Annotated in this window: 18 protein-coding genes; all 18 read left to right on the forward strand. The window is 52.7% G+C overall.

What is annotated here, in order from left to right; genetic code table 11:
- The first annotated feature begins 180 nt into the window (after nt 1-180).
- The 18 genes from serC to AACY45_RS01415 all read left to right on the forward strand — a co-directional run bounded on the left by serC (nt 181) and on the right by AACY45_RS01415 (nt 20,479).
- Nucleotides 181-1,266, forward strand: a complete 1,086-nt coding sequence (gene serC / locus AACY45_RS01330; protein WP_339543789.1) for a 3-phosphoserine/phosphohydroxythreonine transaminase — start codon at nt 181-183, stop codon at nt 1,264-1,266.
- The gene (gene pheA, locus AACY45_RS01335) at nt 1,266-2,360 is read left to right on the forward strand and encodes a prephenate dehydratase (protein WP_017129662.1); all 1,095 of its coding nucleotides are present in this window, start codon (nt 1,266-1,268) and stop codon (nt 2,358-2,360) included. The genes serC and pheA overlap by 1 nt, the downstream gene beginning before the upstream one ends.
- 11 nt (nt 2,361-2,371) lie before the next feature.
- On the forward strand, nt 2,372-3,484 hold the full coding sequence (gene hisC / locus AACY45_RS01340) for a histidinol-phosphate transaminase (RefSeq protein WP_339543790.1): 1,113 nt from the start codon (nt 2,372-2,374) through the stop codon (nt 3,482-3,484).
- Between the two features lie 28 nt (nt 3,485-3,512).
- On the forward strand, nt 3,513-5,720 hold the full coding sequence (locus AACY45_RS01345; RefSeq protein WP_339543918.1) for a bifunctional prephenate dehydrogenase/3-phosphoshikimate 1-carboxyvinyltransferase: 2,208 nt from the start codon (nt 3,513-3,515) through the stop codon (nt 5,718-5,720).
- Complete coding sequence (gene cmk, locus AACY45_RS01350; protein ID WP_159997356.1) at nt 5,717-6,406, forward strand: (d)CMP kinase; 690 nt, start codon at nt 5,717-5,719, stop codon at nt 6,404-6,406. Before AACY45_RS01345 ends, cmk begins: the two co-directional genes overlap by 4 nt.
- Before the next feature lie 119 nt (nt 6,407-6,525).
- A complete protein-coding gene (gene rpsA, locus AACY45_RS01355) occupies nt 6,526-8,220 on the forward strand; it encodes a 30S ribosomal protein S1 (RefSeq protein ID WP_014337228.1) in 1,695 nt (564 codons plus the stop codon).
- Between the two features lie 210 nt (nt 8,221-8,430).
- Entirely contained in the window at nt 8,431-8,712 is a 282-nt protein-coding gene (locus AACY45_RS01360) for a hypothetical protein (RefSeq protein ID WP_339543791.1), read from the forward strand.
- Nucleotides 8,713-8,882: 170 nt separating this feature from the next.
- A complete protein-coding gene (gene ihfB, locus AACY45_RS01365; RefSeq protein ID WP_007899751.1) occupies nt 8,883-9,179 on the forward strand; it encodes an integration host factor subunit beta in 297 nt (98 codons plus the stop codon).
- Nucleotides 9,180-9,206: 27 nt separating this feature from the next.
- Nucleotides 9,207-9,449 carry a lipopolysaccharide assembly protein LapA domain-containing protein gene (locus AACY45_RS01370; protein ID WP_339543792.1) on the forward strand — a complete coding sequence of 81 codons (243 nt, stop codon included), beginning with the start codon at nt 9,207-9,209 and terminating at the stop codon, nt 9,447-9,449.
- Nucleotides 9,450-9,663: 214 nt separating this feature from the next.
- Entirely contained in the window at nt 9,664-10,740 is a 1,077-nt protein-coding gene (rfbB, locus tag AACY45_RS01375) for a dTDP-glucose 4,6-dehydratase (RefSeq protein WP_339543793.1), read from the forward strand.
- Nucleotides 10,737-11,630: a dTDP-4-dehydrorhamnose reductase gene (gene rfbD / locus AACY45_RS01380; RefSeq protein WP_339543794.1), complete on the forward strand. Its 894-nt coding sequence runs from the start codon at nt 10,737-10,739 to the stop codon at nt 11,628-11,630. Before rfbB ends, rfbD begins: the two co-directional genes overlap by 4 nt.
- On the forward strand, nt 11,627-12,517 hold the full coding sequence (gene rfbA / locus AACY45_RS01385; protein WP_339543795.1) for a glucose-1-phosphate thymidylyltransferase RfbA: 891 nt from the start codon (nt 11,627-11,629) through the stop codon (nt 12,515-12,517). Before rfbD ends, rfbA begins: the two co-directional genes overlap by 4 nt.
- Nucleotides 12,518-12,649: 132 nt before the next feature.
- A complete protein-coding gene (locus AACY45_RS01390) occupies nt 12,650-13,714 on the forward strand; it encodes an LPS O-antigen chain length determinant protein WzzB (RefSeq protein ID WP_339543796.1) in 1,065 nt (354 codons plus the stop codon).
- A gap of 382 nt (nt 13,715-14,096) precedes the next feature.
- Complete coding sequence (gene tviB, locus AACY45_RS01395) at nt 14,097-15,374, forward strand: Vi polysaccharide biosynthesis UDP-N-acetylglucosamine C-6 dehydrogenase TviB (RefSeq protein WP_339543797.1); 1,278 nt, start codon at nt 14,097-14,099, stop codon at nt 15,372-15,374.
- Between the two features lie 566 nt (nt 15,375-15,940).
- Nucleotides 15,941-16,966 (forward strand): NAD-dependent epimerase/dehydratase family protein, encoded by a 1,026-nt coding sequence (locus tag AACY45_RS01400; RefSeq protein ID WP_339543798.1) that lies wholly within the window; start codon nt 15,941-15,943, stop codon nt 16,964-16,966.
- 148 nt (nt 16,967-17,114) lie between these two features.
- Nucleotides 17,115-18,377, forward strand: coding sequence for a flippase (locus tag AACY45_RS01405; RefSeq protein WP_339543799.1), 1,263 nt, complete (start codon nt 17,115-17,117; stop codon nt 18,375-18,377).
- Nucleotides 18,334-19,554 (forward strand): hypothetical protein, encoded by a 1,221-nt coding sequence (locus tag AACY45_RS01410; RefSeq protein ID WP_339543800.1) that lies wholly within the window; start codon nt 18,334-18,336, stop codon nt 19,552-19,554. The genes AACY45_RS01405 and AACY45_RS01410 overlap by 44 nt, the downstream gene beginning before the upstream one ends.
- A complete protein-coding gene (locus tag AACY45_RS01415) occupies nt 19,544-20,479 on the forward strand; it encodes a glycosyltransferase family 2 protein (protein WP_339543801.1) in 936 nt (311 codons plus the stop codon). The genes AACY45_RS01410 and AACY45_RS01415 overlap by 11 nt, the downstream gene beginning before the upstream one ends.
- Nucleotides 20,480-20,530 lie beyond the last annotated feature (51 nt).

Here is a 20,530-nt window from a genome sequence, read left to right on the forward strand (position 1 = left end):
CTGTAGGAGCGAGCTTGCTCGCGATGGACGTTAACGATGACGCGGGTTTCCTGATTAAACGCGGCGTCCTCAGGTTTTTCGCGAGCAAGCTCGCTCCTGCAGTTGATCGCTGCTCAGCCATGTGAGTGGCGATCGCCCACTATAAATGTGTGATACCACCAAATCAGAGCGAGATTGGATGTGAGCAAGAGAGCCTATAACTTCTGTGCCGGTCCGGCGGCACTTCCCGAAGCTGTCCTGCAACGTGCCCAGGGTGAACTCCTGGATTGGCACGGCAAGGGCCTCTCCGTCATGGAAATGAGTCATCGCAGTGATGAGTTCGTGTCCATTGCCACCAAGGCCGAGCAGGATCTGCGTGATCTGCTGAATATCCCTTCGAACTACAAGGTGCTATTTCTGCAAGGCGGCGCCAGCCAGCAATTTGCCCAGATTCCGCTGAACCTGCTGCCGGAAAACGGCACCGCCGACTATATCGACACTGGTATCTGGTCGCAGAAAGCTATCGAAGAGGCTTCCCGTTACGGCCACGTCAACGTTGCTGCGACCGCCAAGCCCTACGACTATTTTGCAATTCCCGGACAAAACGAGTGGCAGTTGTCGCAAGACGCGGCCTACGTGCACTACGCACCGAACGAAACCATCGGCGGCCTGGAGTTTGGCTGGGTGCCGGAAACCGGTGATGTACCGCTGGTCGCCGACATGTCTTCGGACATTCTGTCGCGTCCCATCGATGTTTCGCGGTTTGGCATGATCTACGCTGGCGCCCAGAAAAACATTGGCCCGAGCGGTATTGTGGTCAACATCGTGCGCGAAGACCTGCTGGGTCGTGCCCGCTCGCTGTGCCCGACCATGCTCGACTACAAGGTCGCGGCCGACAATGGCTCGATGTACAACACTCCGCCAACCCTGGCCTGGTACCTCTCCGGTCTGGTGTTCGAATGGCTCAAGGAGCAAGGCGGCGTGGAAGCTATTGGTAAGCTCAACGAAGTCAAGCAGCGCACCCTGTATGACTTCATCGATGCCAGTGGCCTGTACAGCAACCCGATCAACAGGACCGACCGCTCGTGGATGAACGTGCCGTTCCGTCTGGCTGACGATCGTCTGGACAAGCCATTTTTGGCTGGTGCCGACGAGCGGGGTCTGTTGAACCTCAAAGGTCACCGCTCCGTGGGCGGTATGCGCGCCTCCATCTATAACGCCGTCGACATCGTTGCGGTCAACGCACTGGTTTCGTACATGGCAGAGTTCGAGAAGGAACACGGCTAATGTCTGAGCAAGAACTCAAGGCACTGCGCCTGCGCATTGATTCGCTGGACGAAAAGGTCCTGGAGCTGATCAGTGAGCGTGCCCGCTGCGCCCAGGAAGTCGCGCGAGTAAAGATGGCCTCGCTGGCCGAAGGCGAAGTGCCGGTGTTCTATCGTCCTGAGCGTGAAGCTCAGGTGCTCAAGCGCGTGATGGAGCGTAACCAGGGGCCGCTGGGCAATGAAGAGATGGCGCGGTTGTTCCGTGAAATCATGTCCTCGTGCCTGGCGCTCGAGCAGCCGCTGAAAGTGGCTTACCTGGGCCCTGAAGGCACCTTCACCCAGGCGGCCGCCATGAAGCACTTCGGTCACGCGGTGATCAGCAAGCCGATGGCGGCAATCGACGAAGTGTTCCGTGAAGTAGCTGCCGGCGCGGTGAATTTTGGCGTGGTGCCTGTGGAAAACTCCACGGAAGGCGCAGTCAATCACACCCTCGACAGCTTCCTTGAGCACGACATGGTCATTTGTGGCGAAGTCGAGTTGCGGATTCACCACCACTTGCTGGTGGGTGAAAACACCAAGACCGACAGCATCAGTCGCATCTACTCCCATGCCCAGTCCTTGGCCCAGTGCCGCAAGTGGCTGGACGCGCACTACCCGAACGTCGAGCGCGTGGCGGTCTCCAGCAACGCCGAGGCGGCCAAGCGGGTCAAGGGTGAGTGGAATTCGGCGGCAATCGCTGGCGATATGGCCGCGGGCCTTTACGGCCTGACGCGCCTGGCCGAGAAAATCGAAGACCGTCCGGACAACTCCACGCGCTTCCTGATGATCGGTAGCCAGGAAGTGCCGCCGACTGGCGACGACAAGACCTCGATCATTGTCTCGATGAGCAACAAGCCAGGTGCGCTGCACGAACTGCTGGTGCCTTTCCACGACAACGGCATTGACCTGACTCGCATCGAGACGCGTCCGTCGCGCAGTGGCAAGTGGACCTATGTGTTCTTCATCGACTTCGTCGGCCACCACCGTGATCCGCTGGTCAAGGGTGTGCTGGAGAAAATCAGTCAGGAAGCAGTGGCACTGAAAGTGTTGGGTTCCTACCCCAAAGCAGTTCTCTAAGGGCGTTAACAATGAGTGGCGACTTCCTCGCTCTGGCACAGCCGGGCGTGCAACAACTTTCGCCTTACGTTCCGGGCAAGCCCGTGGACGAACTGGCTCGCGAGCTGGATATCGATCCGGCCAGCATCGTCAAACTGGCCAGCAATGAAAATCCGCTGGGCGCCAGTCCCAAGGCCTTGGCAGCGATTCATGAAGCGCTGGCTGAGCTGACCCGGTATCCGGACGGTAACGGCTTTGCGCTCAAGACCCTGCTGGCTGAGCAATGCCGCGTCGAACTGAACCAAGTGACGTTGGGCAATGGCTCCAACGACATCCTTGAGCTGGTGGCGCGTGCCTATCTGGCGCCCGGCTTGAATGCGGTGTTCAGTGAGCACGCCTTTGCGGTCTATCCAATCGTCACCCAGGCCATTGGTGCTGACGCGCGGGTGATTCCGGCCAGGGACTGGGGGCACGACCTGCCGGCCATGCTGGCGGCGATCGATGCCAACACCCGCGTGGTGTTCATTGCCAACCCGAACAACCCGACCGGAACCTGGTTCAGTGCCCAGGCGCTGGATGAGTTCCTGCAGGATGTGCCGGCATCGGTGCTGGTGGTGCTGGACGAGGCGTACATCGAGTACGCCGAGGGCAGTGACCTGCCAGATGGCCTGGACTTCCTTGCCGCGTATCCGAACCTGCTGGTATCGCGCACCTTCTCCAAGGCCTATGGCCTGGCGGCGTTGCGCGTGGGTTACGGCTTGTCGACGGCGGTGGTGGCCGACGTGCTCAATCGCGTGCGCCAGCCCTTCAACGTCAACAGCCTGGCACTGGCAGCCGCCTGTGCCGCTTTGCGGGACGAAGAATACCTGGCTGAAAGCCGGCGCCTGAATGACGCTGGCATGCAGCAGTTGGAAGCGGGGTTTCGTGAGCTGGGGCTGGGCTGGATCCCGTCCCGGGGCAACTTCATCTGTGTGGATCTGGGGCAGGATGCTGCGCCGATCTTCCAGGGCTTGCTGCGTGAGGGCGTAATCGTGCGTCCGGTGGCCAACTATGGCATGCCGAATCACCTGCGCGTCACTGTCGGTCTGCCGGCGGAAAACAGCCGTTTCCTCGAAGCGCTGAGCAAGGTCCTGGCCCGTGGTTGATGTCAGTGCCGCGCAACCTGCTGCGCCGTTGATCGGTCGCCTGGTGGTGGTTGGCCTGGGGCTGATCGGCGGTTCGTTTGCCAAGGGCTTGCGTGAAAGCGGCATTTGCCGTGAGGTGGTGGGTGTCGATCTTGATCCGCAATCACGCAAGCTGGCCGTGGAGCTGGGGGTGGTCGACCGTTGTGAAGACGACCTGGCGAGCGCCTGTGTCGGTGCGGACGTCATCCAGTTGGCAGTGCCGATCCTGGCCATGGAAAAGCTTCTGGCGTTGCTGGCTGGCATGGACCTGGGCGCCGCGATCCTGACGGATGTCGGCAGTGCCAAGGGTAATGTAGTGCGAGCGGCGACCCAGGCATTCGGCGGCATGCCGCCACGCTTCGTGCCGGGGCACCCGATTGCCGGTTCCGAGCAGAGTGGGGTAGAGGCTTCCAATGCCCAGTTGTTCCGCCGGCACAAGGTGATCCTCACGCCGCTTGAGCAAACCGATCCGGCTGCCCTGGCGGTGGTTGATCGACTCTGGCGCGAATTGGGTGCCGATGTCGAGCACATGCAGGTCGAACGTCACGATGAAGTGCTGGCCGCAACCAGCCATCTGCCGCACCTGCTGGCGTTCGGTTTGGTCGATTCGTTGGCCAAGCGCAATGAAAATCTTGAGATCTTCCGTTACGCTGCGGGCGGCTTCCGCGATTTCACAAGAATCGCCGGTAGCGACCCGGTGATGTGGCATGACATCTTTCTCGCTAACCGGGAAGCGGTGCTGCGCACACTCGATACATTTCGCAGTGACCTCGACGCCTTGCGCGACGCGGTCGATGCAGGGGACGGGCACCAATTGTTGGGCGTATTCACTCGCGCCCGGGTTGCCCGCGAGCATTTCAGTAAAATCCTGGCCCGCCGGGCCTATGTGGACGCTATGAACTCCAACGACCTGATTTTCCTGGCACAACCTGGTGGCCGCCTGACTGGGCGGATTCGTGTACCGGGCGATAAATCGATTTCCCACCGTTCGATCATGCTTGGTTCCCTGGCTGAAGGTGTCACCGAAGTCGAAGGCTTCCTTGAGGGTGAAGACGCCCTGGCGACTCTGCAAGCCTTCCGTGACATGGGGGTGGTCATCGAAGGGCCGCACCATGGTCGTGTGACCATCCACGGTGTGGGCCTGCATGGCTTGAAACCGGCTCCTGGCCCGATCTACCTGGGCAACTCCGGCACTTCGATGCGCCTGCTGTCTGGCCTTCTGGCTGCGCAGAGCTTCGATAGCACCCTGACGGGTGATGCCTCGTTGTCCAAGCGTCCGATGAATCGTGTGGCCAATCCCCTGCGGGAAATGGGCGCCGTGATCGAAACCGCCGCCGAGGGTCGTCCGCCGATGATCATTCGTGGTGGTCATGCCCTCAAGGGCCTGACCTATACCATGCCGATGGCCAGTGCCCAGGTTAAGTCCTGCCTGCTATTGGCCGGTCTGTACGCCGAAGGCCAGACCACGGTCACCGAGCCTGCGCCTACCCGTGACCATACCGAGCGCATGCTGCGCGGCTTCGGCTATCCGGTGACTGTCGAGGGGGCAACGGCCTCGGTCGAGTCCGGCCACAAGCTGACGGCCACCCACATTGAAGTGCCGGGCGATATCTCTTCGTCGGCCTTCTTCCTGGTCGCTGCTTCGATTGCCGAAGGTTCCGAACTGGTGCTGGAACATGTCGGCATCAACCCGACGCGCACCGGGGTGATCGATATCCTGCGTCTCATGGGTGCCGACATTTCCCTGGAGAACCAGCGTGAAGTCGGCGGCGAGCCTGTCGCTGACCTGCGTGTGCGCGCGGCTCAACTCAAGGGCATCGAGATTCCCGAGGCGCTGGTGCCGCTGGCCATCGACGAATTCCCGGTGCTGTTCGTGGCGGCGGCTTGTGCGCAAGGTCGGACCATCCTGCGCGGTGCCGAAGAGCTGCGGGTCAAGGAGTCGGATCGCATCCAGGTCATGGCCGACGGTCTGCTGGCGCTGGGCGTCAAGTGCGAGCCGACCCCGGATGGCATTATCATTGATGGTGGCCAGATCGGTGGTGGCGAAGTCCACGGTCATGGCGATCACCGGATTGCGATGGCCTTCAGTGTTGCGTCGCTGCGCGCCAATGCGCCGATCCGCATCCATGATTGCGCCAACGTCGCCACCTCCTTCCCGAATTTCCTCGCGTTGTGCGCGCAGGTCGGTATCCGCGTTGCCCAAGAGGCTCAGTCGTGAACAACATTGCTCCAGTTATCACCATCGACGGGCCAAGCGGTTCGGGTAAAGGCACTATTGCCGGCATGCTCGCCAGGCGCCTGAACTGGAATCTGCTGGATTCCGGGGCGTTGTACCGTCTGCTGGCGTTCGCTGCGCGTAACCACGGGGTCGACCTGACCAACGAGGAGTTGCTGAAGAAACTCGCCGCTCATCTGGACGTGCAGTTCATTGCGGCGACCGACGGTCAGTTGCAGCGCATCATTCTCGAAGGGGATGAAGTCAGCGACGCGATTCGCACCGAAGCTGCCGGTGCCGGGGCGTCCCAGGTGGCTGCGCTGCCGGCTGTACGTGAGGCGCTGCTACAGCGCCAGCGGGCTTTCCAGGAGGCCCCGGGGCTGGTGGCCGATGGCCGCGACATGGGCACGGTGGTCTTTCCCGATGCACCTTTGAAGATTTTTCTGACCGCCAGCGCCGAGGAACGGGCGCGCCGCCGATATTTGCAGTTGAAGGGCAAAGGCGAGGATGTTAGTCTGTCGAGTCTGCTAGATGAGATCCGTGTGCGCGATGAGCGCGACACCCAGCGAGCGGTAGCCCCGCTCAAGCCGGCGGTCGACGCGATTCAGCTGGATTCCACGGAGTTGTCCATCGATCAGGTGCTGGAACGCATCATGAGCGAAATCGCCCTGCGCGATATCGCCGGGTGACCAAGAAGGCCGTAGGGGACCAGTCATAGTCCTGCGGCGCTTCTTTTAAATGAAACTAACCCACACCGTCTGGGGTGTGGAGATGGGCGTATTCTTCGCCCTTATCAACAGGAATTAAAATGAGCGAAAGCTTTGCGGAACTCTTTGAAGAAAGCCTAAAAACCCTGAACCTTCAGGCAGGCTCCATCATCACCGGTGTTATCGTTGATATCGATTACCAAGCTCGCTGGGTAACCGTTCACGCTGGCCTGAAGTCTGAAGCACTCATCCCGCTTGAGCAGTTCTACAACGACGCTGGCGAACTGAACATCAACGTCGGTGACGAAGTTCACGTTGCTCTGGACTCGGTTGAAGACGGCTTTGGTGAAACCAAGCTGTCCCGTGAAAAAGCCAAGCGCGCTGAATGCTGGATTGTTCTGGAAGCAGCCTTCGCAGCCGAAGAAGTGGTCAAGGGCGTTATCAACGGTAAGGTTAAAGGCGGCTTCACTGTCGACGTTAACGGCATCCGTGCGTTCCTGCCAGGTTCTCTGGTTGACGTCCGTCCTGTGCGCGACACCACGCACCTGGAAGGCAAAGAGCTGGAATTCAAGGTCATCAAGCTTGACCAGAAACGCAACAACGTTGTCGTTTCCCGTCGTAGCGTCCTCGAAGCCGAGAACTCCGCTGAGCGTGAAGCTCTGCTGGAATCCCTGCAGGAAGGCCAGCAAGTCAAAGGTATCGTCAAGAACCTCACCGATTACGGCGCATTCGTCGATCTGGGTGGCGTCGATGGCCTGCTGCACATTACCGACATGGCTTGGAAGCGTATCAAGCATCCTTCGGAAATCGTCAACGTTGGCGACGAGATCGATGTCAAGGTTCTGAAGTACGATCGCGAGCGTAATCGTGTTTCCCTGGGCCTGAAGCAACTGGGCGAAGATCCATGGGTTGCTATCAAAGCCCGTTACCCAGAAAGCACTCGCGTTACCGCGCGTGTAACCAACCTGACCGACTACGGCTGCTTCGCTGAGCTGGAAGAAGGCGTTGAAGGCCTGGTACACGTTTCCGAAATGGACTGGACCAACAAGAACATCCACCCTTCGAAAGTCGTACAAGTCGGCGACGAAGTGGAAGTTATGGTTCTGGACATCGACGAAGAGCGTCGTCGTATCTCCCTGGGCATCAAGCAGTGCAAATCTAACCCATGGGAAGATTTCTCTGGCCAGTTCAACAAGGGCGATAAAATCTCCGGCACCATCAAGTCGATCACCGATTTCGGTATCTTCATTGGTCTGGACGGCGGCATCGACGGCCTGGTTCACCTGTCCGACATCTCCTGGAACGAAGTGGGCGAAGAAGCCGTTCGCCGCTTCAAGAAAGGCGACGAGCTGGACACCGTTATCCTGTCGGTTGACCCAGAGCGCGAGCGCATCTCCCTGGGTATCAAGCAACTGGAAAGCGATCCGTTCTCCGAGTACGTTCAAGAGAACGACAAAGGCGCAATCGTTAAAGGCATCGTGAAAGAAGTTGACGCTAAAGGCGCCATCATCACTTTGGCTGACGACATCGAAGCGACTCTGAAAGCCTCCGAAATCAGCCGTGACCGCGTTGAAGACGCGCGCAACGTTCTGAAAGAAGGCGAAGAAGTAGAAGCCAAGATCATCAGCGTTGACCGCAAGAGCCGCGTAATCCAGCTCTCCATCAAGTCGAAAGACGATGCTGAAGAGAAAGAAGCAATCCAGAGCCTGCGCGACAAGCCAGCGACCTCTGACATTGCTGCTGGTCCTACCACTCTGGGCGACCTGTTGCGTGCACAGATGGAAAAACAGAACTAAGTTCTGTCAGACCATTAAAAAGGGTGACTTCGGTCGCCCTTTTTTGTGTCTGGAATTTGAGTTTTCGACGATTGATTGGTGTGTCGGTTATCAATGAAACAAACTCCAGGCGGTGCTGTCTGGTTCTTTGTACGGAGCATTTCACTATTTGGGCTAGGCTTAGCCTGAAGCAAACAGCGGTCGGGCAAATCGTCCAGTCTAAGGAAGCGAATGAACAGGTTTATCGTCGTGCTTGTTGTATTGGCTCTGGCAGGCTGTACCACTAACGTGAAGTCCCATGCGATGCGCGGGGTAAGCGGAATCGAGATCGATTGTTCAGGGCTCGGGTCGGGCTGGGAGAGGTGCTACAAGCGTGCAGACAAGGAGTGCAAGGCGCAGGGGTATAAGGTCGTTGCCAGGTCCAGTGATATCAAGGAGGAGGATCAGGACTACCCGTTCGGTTGGAATCCAGCGGGTTACCTCACGCGTACCATACTGGTGATTTGTCGGTAATGGTGCTGCGAACTTGTAAGGACAGTATTGGTTTGTTGTCTGAAAAATCCCAATTGTTCCGTGAGGTCGTGGTCATGCAGATAAGTCAAAGCGCGGGCTGTTCAAATACCTTTCGGCATGCTAAAACCTTTGAAGCGCTGATCTAGCTGCTTGAAAAAGAAGGGAAAAATATGACGAAGTCGGAGTTGATCGAACGAATTGTCACCCATCAAGGGCTGCTCTCATCCAAAGATGTAGAGCTGGCCATCAAGACTATGCTTGAACAAATGTCCCAATGCCTGGCAACCGGTGATCGCATCGAGATCCGTGGCTTTGGCAGCTTCTCCCTGCACTACCGTGCGCCTCGTGTAGGGCGCAACCCGAAGACCGGTCAATCGGTTAGCCTGGATGGAAAGTTCGTTCCCCATTTCAAACCGGGAAAAGAGCTTCGGGATCGGGTGAATGAGGAAGAGGAGGAGGGGCTTTGACAGACTGCGCAACCCAAGGAATCTCTTATGCGTAGCTTGATGCGTGTACTGCTTGGCGTTTTTGTCCTGTTGCTGGCGCTGGCGATACTGCTGTTTGTGCTAGAAAACCAGCAGTCGGTGTCTTTGCTGTTTCTTGGCTGGGCGGGGCCGCAAATCCCCCTGTCGGTAGTCGTGGTACTGACGCTCCTAGTGGGGATGGTGATAGGGCCTGTATTGGGGTGGTTCCTGGGCCGGACTTCCAGGGGGACGCGAAAGCGGGTGTTGTCCTAGGTAAACGTTTTTCGTGTGTCTCGGGCTCTCGTCGCTGGCTGTCCGTTTCCATTAGTAAAAACGTCATTTCACTGTAAAATTCTGAAATTGTCCGCAAATGATAGGGCTTCACATCAGTCAGGCTAAGCTTGGCAAAAGACTCGGCTGATGCATTCATGGATTAGACGGTGGTTCGGTTGGCGACGCTGTCTGCAACTCAAAGGTACGTTTTCGCGTGAAAATTTTAGTAACTGGCGGTGCAGGATTTATCGGTTCGGCAGTCATTCGCCATATCATCTCCAACACGAATGACGCCGTCGTTAACCTCGATAAGCTCACTTATGCGGGCAATCTCGAGTCTTTGGCTGAAGTCAGCCAAAACGCCCGCTACGTGTTTGAGCGCGTCGATATTTGTGATCGCGAGCAGGTCGAACGTGTCCTGCGTGAGCACCAGCCGGATGCCATCATGCACCTGGCTGCGGAATCCCATGTTGATCGCTCGATCAGCGGCCCATCCGAGTTCATCCAGACCAATATCATTGGCACCTACACGCTGCTTGAGGCCGCGCGTCAGTACTGGGCGACGCTGGACGATGCGCGAAAAGCCAGTTTCCGATTCCACCATATTTCGACCGACGAAGTTTACGGAGACCTTGAGGGTCCGGAAGATCTCTTCACCGAAACCACGCCCTATCAGCCAAGCTCGCCGTACTCGGCCAGCAAGGCCAGCTCTGATCACCTGGTTCGCGCCTGGGCCCGGACTTACGGCCTGCCGACCCTGGTTACTAACTGCTCGAACAACTATGGGCCGTGCCACTTCCCCGAGAAACTGATTCCGCTGATTATTCTCAATGCATTGGAAGGCAAGGCGTTGCCGGTGTATGGCAAAGGTGACCAGGTGCGTGACTGGCTCTATGTCGAAGATCATGCGCGGGCACTGTACAAAGTCGTGACCGAAGGAGTTATCGGCGAGACGTACAACATCGGAGGCCACAACGAAAAGCAAAACATCGAGGTTGTGCACACTCTGTGCGCGCTGCTCGATGAGTTGCGCCCGGACTCCGTTCATCGTCCGCATGCCAACCTGATCACTTACGTTCAGGACCGCCCGGGCCACGATCAGCGCTACGCGATTGACGCTAGCAAAATCCAGCGTGAGCTCGGCTGGGTACCCGAAGAAACCTTCGACAGCGGTATCCGCAAAACGGTTGAGTGGTATCTCAGTAACACACAATGGGTAGAGCACGTAAAAAGCGGTAGCTACCAACAGTGGATTGACCAGAACTACGCCGGTCGCTCGAATAAATCATGAAGATCCTACTCTTGGGAAAAAACGGCCAGGTGGGCTGGGAGCTGCAACGCTCTCTCGCGCCTCTGGGCGAATTGGTCGCTCTCGATCGTCATACCGTTGACGGTCTGTGTGGTGATCTCTCCAACCTCAGTGAGCTGCGTAGGACGATTCGTCTGCTCGGGCCTGACGTCATTGTCAATGCTGCTGCCTATACGGCAGTTGACAAAGCTGAGTCCGAAACTGAGTTGGCTGATCGTGTGAACGGTCAGGCAACTGAAGTGATGGCGCAAGAGGCTGCGGCGCTAAACGCGTGGTTGATTCACTACTCCACGGACTATGTCTTCAGTGGGCAGGGCGCTATGCCCTGGAAAGAAACCGACACCGTTGCTCCGGTCAATCACTACGGTGTCAGCAAACTTGCGGGCGAGCGGGCCATCACGGACTCTGGTTGCAAGCATCTGATCTTTCGCACCAGTTGGGTTTATGGCGCTCGAGGCAACAACTTCGCCAAAACGATGCTGCGCCTGGCGCACGAACGCGAAACCTTGAGCGTTATTGCCGACCAGGTTGGCGCGCCCACGGGTGCAGATCTGATCGCAGATATCACCGCTCTGGCCATAGCGAAAGTCCAGGAGCGCCCTGAGTTGTCCGGCCTTTATCACCTGGCCGCCAGTGGTGAGGTGTCTTGGCACGGTTATGCCACTCATGTCATCGAGCTCGTTCGGGCCCAAGGTGAGCAACTCGCAGTGACGTCGATCAATCCGATCGAGTCCAGCGCCTATCCAACCGCTGCACGCCGCCCTCTGAACTCTCGATTGAATACTCAGAAGCTGTGTGAGAATTTTTCTCTACACTTACCGGATTGGCAAAGTGGTGTAACCCGAATGCTTAGGGAAGTTTTAAACAAATGACCACTATAAACCGTAAAGGCATCATCCTCGCTGGCGGCTCGGGCACGCGTCTGCACCCGTTGACCCTCGGGGTGTCCAAGCAGATGCTACCGATCTACGATAAACCAATGATCTTCTATCCGCTGTCGGTGCTGATGCTTGCTGGGATGCGTGAGATCCTGATTATCTCGACACCGGAAGACTTACCGTGCTTTCGCAAGTTACTCGGTGACGGTAGCTTGTATGGCATCAAGTTGAGTTACGCCGAGCAGCCTAGTCCGGATGGCTTGGCACAGGCCTTCATAATTGGTGAAGAGTTTATTGGCAAGGACCCTTGCTGCCTGATTTTGGGTGACAATATTTTCTATGGTCAGCACTTCTCAGATAATTTGTATTCCGCCAGCACTCAACAGCAGGGCGCTACTGTGTTCGGCTACCATGTGTCAGATCCAGAACGTTTCGGTGTTGTCGAATTCGATAAATCCGGTCGCGCGCTGAGTATTGAAGAGAAGCCACTAAAACCAAAATCTAACTATGCAGTGACGGGCCTTTACTTCTACGACAACGATGTGGTCGAAATTGCCAAGAATATCAAGCCGTCCTCGCGTGGCGAGTTGGAAATAACCGACGTGAACCTTGTGTATCTCGAGCGCCAGACGCTCAACGTTGAAATGCTCGGTCGCGGCTTTGCCTGGTTGGACACGGGTACTCACGATTCGCTGCTTGAGGCTAGTCACTTTGTGCATACCATTGAGAAGCGCCAGGGGCTGAAAGTGGCTTGCCTGGAGGAGATTGCTTACAACAGCGGCTGGATCACTGCTGAGCAACTGAGCGCTCAAGCTAAAGAGCTTAAGAAGACGGGTTACGGACAGTATCTTGAAAAGCTGCTGGATTCGCCGTCCCAGTAAGGGTGGTCTCACTGAATCGGCGTTTGAATGCCGATAGCAAAGTCGGGTGGCGGCCAACTTTACGCGTAAACTAATAAGTGAACTACTCCCAATCTAAATCTTGATTGGAATCTAAGAAGGGAACCGCGATAAATGCGCAACAACCATGCTGAGCCTAGGCCTAATGACGACGTTGACCTGATTGAGGTCATCCAAGGGCTATGGCAACAAAAGTGGCTGATCTTAACTATTATTACGTTATTTGCTTTAGTTGGTGGAGCTTATGCTTTTCTCAGTAAGCCTGTCTATGAGGCAAAGGCTTTTGTCATTCCGCCGACCCAAAAAGATATTGCCGACCTGAACTATGGTCGAACCAATGAGTCGGAGTTGACACCTTACAGCGTGAAGTACGTGTATGAGGTTTTCTTGCGTAATCTTCAGGCGGAGTCACTGCGTCGAGATTTTTTTGAAGAGTACTATCTCCCGTCCCTCAATGAAGCTGAACGTAGGGGTTCTCAAGATGGGCTCTACGAGCGATTTTCCAAGAGTTTGACGATTGCGCTTGTAGACAAAAACTCTCCGGATCGCTTCCTGTTGGCGATGCAAAGCAATGATCCTGCCAAAGCTGTAGAGTGGGCAAAGGCCTATGTAGACAAGGCAAGGATCTTAGCTGTGGGAGAGGTGGTAGAGAACGTCAATAGAGAGGCGGAAGTCCGTGCACGAAATCTTGCGCAGCAGATTAGTGCGTTGCGTGAAAATGGTGAACATGTTCGCGAAGATCTTGTTATACAGTTGCGCGAAGCGCTCCGTATTGCTGAAGCCATTGGTTTGGAAAAGCCTCCAATCATTAGCGGGAACTTGTCAGGCGAGGTGTCAGCGAATATGGGTGGTGAGCTGACTTATATTCGTGGTAGTAAGGCACTTCAGGCCGAAATAAAAAATATTGAAGAGCGAAAGTTAGACGACCCTTTCATAAAGAATCTTAGGGATTTGCAGATGAAATACTCCTTCTATAAGGATTTGTCTGTCAAGCCGGCTGACGTCGCAGTTTTTCGCATCGATGGCCCTATTGAGGCACCAGATAAGCCAGTCAAACCGAAAAAAGCATTGGTGTTGGTTGTCGCGATGTTGCTGGGTGGTGTGATTGGTGTTTTCGTAGCATTGTTCAGAACGCTGTATCGTCGCAGTACTGAACTGCGCCTGGTGAGTGATCGATAATGAGTAGTTTGAATTAGTTGCTCTGATAGGCTAGAAATGGGCTCCCGCAAGATCTGATTTTTTAGCGATGCACTGTTTCCAGTTTAAGTTTAAATGAGTGTGTTTACCTAATCCACGATTTTCCTTGGAGGGTCCCAAGGACGAAAACTCTGATCTTCTCTCTGGGCATTCGATTGGATCCGGCGAAAGCCAAGCTTGCCGTTTGCGGATCTAGCTGGATTTTGAATGAACATTTTGAAAGATATTTCGTGGTGTTTTGACATGTCAGCATGGTATCTCATGAAACCAACGATAAACTGGGGTCGTATAGTGCGTCATGATCGTTGGCGACAGACGTATTACAGTCATATTTATTTTAATCCGATTAAGCAGGCGTTTACTTATGCATAAACTAGAAAACATAAAACTTGCCGTTGTTGGTCTTGGTTATGTTGGCCTGCCGCTGGCGGTTGAATTCGGTAAAATTCGTAGTGTTGTCGGGTTCGACATAAACCAGAGTCGTATTGATGCACTTAAGGCGGGACATGACTCTACACTTGAAGTCAGTGATGATGAGCTTAAACAAGCTGCCCTTTTAAAATTCGGCGCTAACCTTGAAGATCTGAGACTGTGCAATGCATTTGTTGTTACGGTTCCGACGCCGATCGATCAGTATAATCAGCCGGATTTGACTCCGCTCATAAAGGCCTCGGAAACTATCGGAAAAGTTTTAAAAAAAGGTGACATTGTAATCTACGAGTCCACGGTATATCCCGGTGCAACCGAGGAAGATTGTGTCCCCGTGCTGGAAAAGGTTTCTGGCCTGAAATTCAATGTCGATTTTTTCGCAGGCTATAGCCCGGAGCGTATTAATCCGGGCGATAAAGAGCACCGTGTCACCACCATTAAGAAGGTAACCTCAGGTTCGACGCCAGAAGTAGCGGACCTGGTAGATGAACTTTATAACCAGATCATTACGGCTGGTACGCACAAAGCCAGTAGTATTAGAGTGGCTGAGGCTGCCAAGGTTATTGAGAATACACAACGTGACCTGAATATTGCGTTGATTAACGAACTGGCGATCATTTTCAATAAAATGGGAATAGATACCGAGGCGGTATTGCAGGCGGCGGGTACCAAGTGGAACTTTTTGCCGTTTCGTCCAGGTTTGGTTGGGGGACATTGCATTGGCGTTGACCCTTATTATCTTACCCATAAGGCGCAGGCGATTGGCTATCATCCAGAAATTATCCTGGCAGGCCGTCGTTTGAACGATGGCATGGGCGCTTATGTTGTTTCTCAGCTTGTCAAGGCGATGCTCAAGCGCCGCATTCAAGTTGATGGCGCTCGTGTTCTTTTGATGGGGCTTACGTTTAAGGAAAATTGCCCTGATCTGCGTAACACCCGAATTGTGGATATCGTCTCTGAACTGGCTGACTACAATATTGCGGTTGATATCTACGATCCATGGGTAAGTGTTGCCGAAGCGCAACATGAATACGGAGTTACACCTATTACGGAGCCGGTCGTAGGCTCTTATGATGGTATTGTTTTGGCGGTTGCTCATAATGAATTTCGCAGCATGGGGGCTGCAAAAATCCGTCAGTTCGGGAAAGCAGAGCATATCTTATACGACCTGAAGTACTTGCTGAGCGCTGCGGAGTCTGACATTCGCCTCTAAGGACCTACTGAAAAATATCAGGTTTGATGAAAAACGCGCCTACCACGAACTGGGCGGTTGAACCTCAATGAATCAGATGTCCTTTGCCGATGCTGAGTACGCTTGCAAATTTAATCAGCTGCGCCGTGAGCGCTGCTAGATCGACTCGTATTATCCGAAAGGGTAAGGTAGTCGTTTGGTGTGGGCTTTCGTGCTGAAATTGCACATTGATGCTCTGGGGTCGAGTCTGGTCGGGCCCGCAGCCAGCAAGAGGTGATGGCATATGTGCCACAGGTTTATCAAATTCTCTCGCCGAGAAATTCTACGTTTCTAACGTTGCTCTACACTGATGTGGGCGGGCTCCCCCACTCATCGGAATCGTACGATGATCTTGTCGCTTGGGGTGCGGCCTGGGATTTCATACAGGGACGGTCTGATCTATGATCCAATAAGCGTTTTTAGCTCAGCCAAGGATGGCTTCAAAAGTCGTTGACCGCGTCAGACTTTATCTAAAGCCGTGGTCAACGTGAATCCTGTCTTTATTCGGCTGGATTTCATCAGACAACATTCATACAAGAATCCTAAATATGACTTTTTACGAATCCTTGAAGAAAACGCTTCCTACAGACTCGAAAACCTGGCTTGTCACTGGGGTAGCAGGTTTCATTGGCTCCAACCTATTGGAAACATTGCTTAAACTCGATCAGCATGTAGTAGGGTTGGATAACTTTGCAACCGGTCATCAGCGTAATCTCGATGAAGTGCAAGGTCTGGTGAGTGCTGTGCAGTGGAGTCGCTTTCGTTTTATAAACGGCGATATTCGCAAACTTGAAGATTGCCAAAGTGCTTGTAAGGATGTGGACTATGTCTTGCATCAGGCAGCGCTCGGTTCGGTGCCAAGATCGCTTAATGATCCTATTGCAACAAATAGTACCAATGTTGATGGCTTTCTCAATATGTTGGTCGCGGCCCGGGACGCAAAAGTAAAGAGCTTTACTTATGCGGCCAGTAGCTCGACTTATGGTGATCATCCGGCTCTTCCAAAAGTGGAGGCGGTAATTGGTAACCCGCTCTCTCCCTACGCAGTAACGAAGTATGTCAATGAACTTTATGCTGATGTTTTTGCTCGCAGTTATGGCTTCAAAACCATAGGCCTTCGATACTTTAATGTTTTTGGCAAACGTCAGGACCCCGAAGGTGCTTATGCTGCGGTGATACCAAAGTGGACGTCAGCTATGATACAGGGTGACGATGTCTTTATTAATGGTGATGGTCAAACCAGTCGTGATTTTTGCTTTATTGAAAATACAGTGCAGATGAACTTGCTGGCTGCAACTGCTGTAGATGAATCTGCGCTGAATCAAGTGTATAACGTGGCTGTCAGCGGGCGAACTGATTTGAATCAGTTGTTTGATGCTCTTAAGAAAAGTCTATCGAAACATGGGGTGATCTACGCGAAAGAGCCAGTTTATCGCGAGTTTCGAGCAGGTGATGTTCGTCACTCCCAAGCCGATATTAGCAAAGCAAAAACAATACTAGGTTATGCGCCCGAGTTTGATATCTATGCGGGAGTTGATAAGGCAATGCCTTGGTATTTGTCATTGATGAGTTGATGTCGAATAGATTTTTTGACTACGCCGTTTATTATTTTGTAACTAATTGAGTGTCCTCGGTTGATGTATATTTATCCATGTTTGCATAAACTGACAATGCTCAGCATGGCTATGGGGTCGGTGCGTAATGTAGTCATACGAGGTTGCAGTGCAATATAAGAATATATTTTGGAATCTCCTAGGTCTTGGCTTGCCGCTGCTAATAGCTGCTCTGACGGTTCCAGGCTTGATCTCGGTTATTGGCACTGAGCGATTTGGCTTTCTGGCGCTCGCATGGGGATTGATTGGATACGCGGGGGCACTCGATCTGGGGATCGGTCGTGCAGTTACGCTAAGGCTCGCATCCCTACGAGGGAGAGACAGTGAAAATGAAATCCCCGATGTTATTAGCACGGCAGTTCGAATAACTACCCTCATAGGTACAGTAGGTTTTGTTTTGATCGTGCTAGGAAGTTGTCTAGGTGGATATAATTTTGTACCGCGGCAAACTGTTACTATTTCGGAGGTTTTGATATCTCTGCTGTTACTGGCGCTCGCGATTCCGATGCAGGCAATCAGTGCTACTTATCGCGGCGTGAACGAGGCTTATCTTAATTTTAAAAATATTAGCTTCTTGCGTATTGCTCTAGGTGCGGCAAATTTTGGTGCACCCTTCTTAGTGGCGCAGTTCACTAATCAGTTGTACTGGTTGATCGGTACGTTGGTGCTTTCCCGAGGGATAGCATTGTTCATGTATCGGAAGTTTGCGTACCAGTGCCTTTCGGATGGAGCAGCTGGCGTCGGTAAGTTTACTAAAGATCAAGCTAACAAACTCCTTAGGTTTGGAGGGTGGGTTACAGTCAGTAGCATTATTAGTCCGTTTTTAGTTCAGGCCGATCGTTTTTTTGTCGGGACGCTAATATCGGCGGCGGCAGTAACCGCTTATGTTATCCCTTATGAAATAACGGTGCAGGCGTTGATCTTGGTTGGGGCAATTACTACGGTAGCGTTTCCAGTGATTGCTAATTACCTGCAAGAAGATATAAATAAAGCGCACCATGCCTTTAATCGGTGGCTGGTAAAAGTATCGATAATCATGTTCTGCGTAATGGGCTGCATTGCTATTTTAATGCCCTATGTATTGAAGCTTTGGGTCGGGCAATATGTCTCGGATGAGTCTACTTGGGTGGGGCGAGTTCTTTGCGTAGGTGTGTTTTTCAATGCTATTGGTTCCATGTACTACTCTTTTTTGCATGCGTCCGGAAGATCAAAAGAAACGGCCATTCTGCACCTAATTGAGTTGCCTATGTTTGTAGGGGCTCTGTATGTACTTATTACGTATTATGGTGTTGTAGGTGCGGCATTAGCATGGACTCTTCGAGTTATTTTTGATTCGTTGGGGCTCTTCTATTTTACTAAATTTAAGCGGTGAAGGTGTGTTAAAGATTGCGCTGCCAAAATATCTCATTTTTTTCGTCTTTGGCATGATCTTGCTTGCATTTAGCACCGCCCCTGAAGATGGTGGCGTGCTAAGTTTCGGCACACCTTTTTTTATTGCTTCAATGCTAGCCTTCATTCCGGTAATACGTCGATTTTTTGTTAATGTGGACTGGAGATTTTTTGTTTTTCCATTCCTCTACATAACGTTGATTCTTGTCATGACAGTCTTTTCTTTTAGCCCATTTCAATCGTCGGTAAGGGCCATCTTTAACGTTATTGGTTTTGTCCTTTACTTAGGGTTGATCTGCAGTGTGCTAAGTCGACGATTGTCAGTTCAGATGCTTGCTAGAATATTAATATGCTCAGGCGCAATATTGGCATTGTATTTCATTGTTAATTTTATCTTTAGATCCCTGGAACTTGGCATTGAGCAGGTGATTCTGGAACGGTATGTTGGAGGAGCAATGTCTCTGCCATGGGGCGCAAGTAATACAATTGCGCAGGTTTTACTGCTCTCGGCGGTGACTTACCTGGTTTTGGACGAGCGTCGGAAGTCTGATTTTCTGATGTTTTGTCTTATCTGTATAGGTATTTGCCTGACGTTTTCAAGATCAAATATGTTGTTGTTGTTTTTGTTATTTTTTGTCGTGTTTAAACTGCGCCAACTTATTGTGATTGGTGCTATCTCAGGTTTTTTACTGGCTGCTTTTTTTGCATATATGGTCATTTTCGTTGGTTGGGATTTGACCGGTTTTGACACGTTTGTTTCGTCCAGGACGGATGTTGATCTGTTGGTGACCGGGAATGGAAGGTTGCAAACGATGATGGAGAAAATTGATTATCTGGCGGATAACCCTTTTGAACCAATTGGCTACTATTCATCATTGTTTTATTTTGAACTGACTGCCCATAATTTTTGGATGACCGCGTTAATCGAACAATCGCTCGCAGCGGTTCTGGTTACTCTATGTTTCTTTTTTTTCGTAGGGCGTACGGTATTTCGTCGTGATCGAAAAGTTTTCTTTGGGTTTTTAATTATTATGGCGGCGTTAATGGTTGAGGACCCGCATTTTACTCAGCAGTATATTACCAGTTTTTGGGTGTTTTTAGCCTTGCTGGTTGGCTTTGGCAGCACTGAAAAGGGCATGGGTGTTAAAAGTGAGTCATAAGATTGATGTAGTGATAGTGAACTGGAACTCTGGCAGCCAAGTTTTAGAGTGTGTGTCTTCAATAGCCCGTGGCAGTGATAGTGATCTAGCGCGAATCATCGTCGTAGATAATGGGTCGACGGATGGTTCGGAAAAGCAGCTACTACCGTTGAAGGCCGTTCAGTTAATCGAGGCAGGCAGCAATCTAGGATTTGGTAAGGCTTGTAATTTGGGTGCGCGGCATGGAAATGCGAAGTATATTCTTTTTCTCAACCCGGACGCGGCCGTCTATCCAGCATCGCTACAATCTCTCCTTGACTACATGGAGCGCCCAGACACCCAGGATGTTGGTGTCTGCGGGGTACAACTGAAAGACGAACTCGGTGAAATTTCACGTAGTTGCACCAGGTTTCCAACGGTCACAGGTTTTCTTGCGCACACGGTAGGTCTTGACCACTTCATTCCCAAGCTTGGTCACTTTATGAGGGAGTGGGATCATGAAAGCGATCGTTCTGTAGATCACGTGATAGGAGCCTTTTATCTTATTCGGCGGGAGATTTTCGACCGGTTGCAAGGCTTTGATGAGAGATTTTTCGTGTACTTGGAAGATCTTGATTTATCGCGAAGAGTTAAGGCGCTCGGTTGGAGAGTAGAGTTTTTGAGCAGTGTCCAAGCCTACCATAAAGGCGGAGGGACCTCCGATCAAGTTAAGGCGAGGCGTCTGTTTTACTCGCAGCGTAGCAAAATAATTTATTCATATAAGTATTTTGGTTTTTTTGGGGCAACTTTAGTTCTTTTAAGTACGTTGTTACTTGAGCCACTTTCGCGTACCGCGATTTCAATTTTACGTGGTTCGTTATCGTCAATAAAAGAAACCTGGGTTGCCTATGGCCTTCTTATTAGTTGGTTGCCTGGGTGGATTTTCAAGAGTCGGGATGAACACTAGTTTCAGATTGTTGAGAGTGCCTCGAGAAGCATTTTGGCGCGATGCGGTTTG

The sequence above is a fragment of the Pseudomonas sp. RA_35y_Pfl2_P32 genome (assembly GCF_963970735.1).
Classification (GTDB): domain Bacteria; phylum Pseudomonadota; class Gammaproteobacteria; order Pseudomonadales; family Pseudomonadaceae; genus Aquipseudomonas.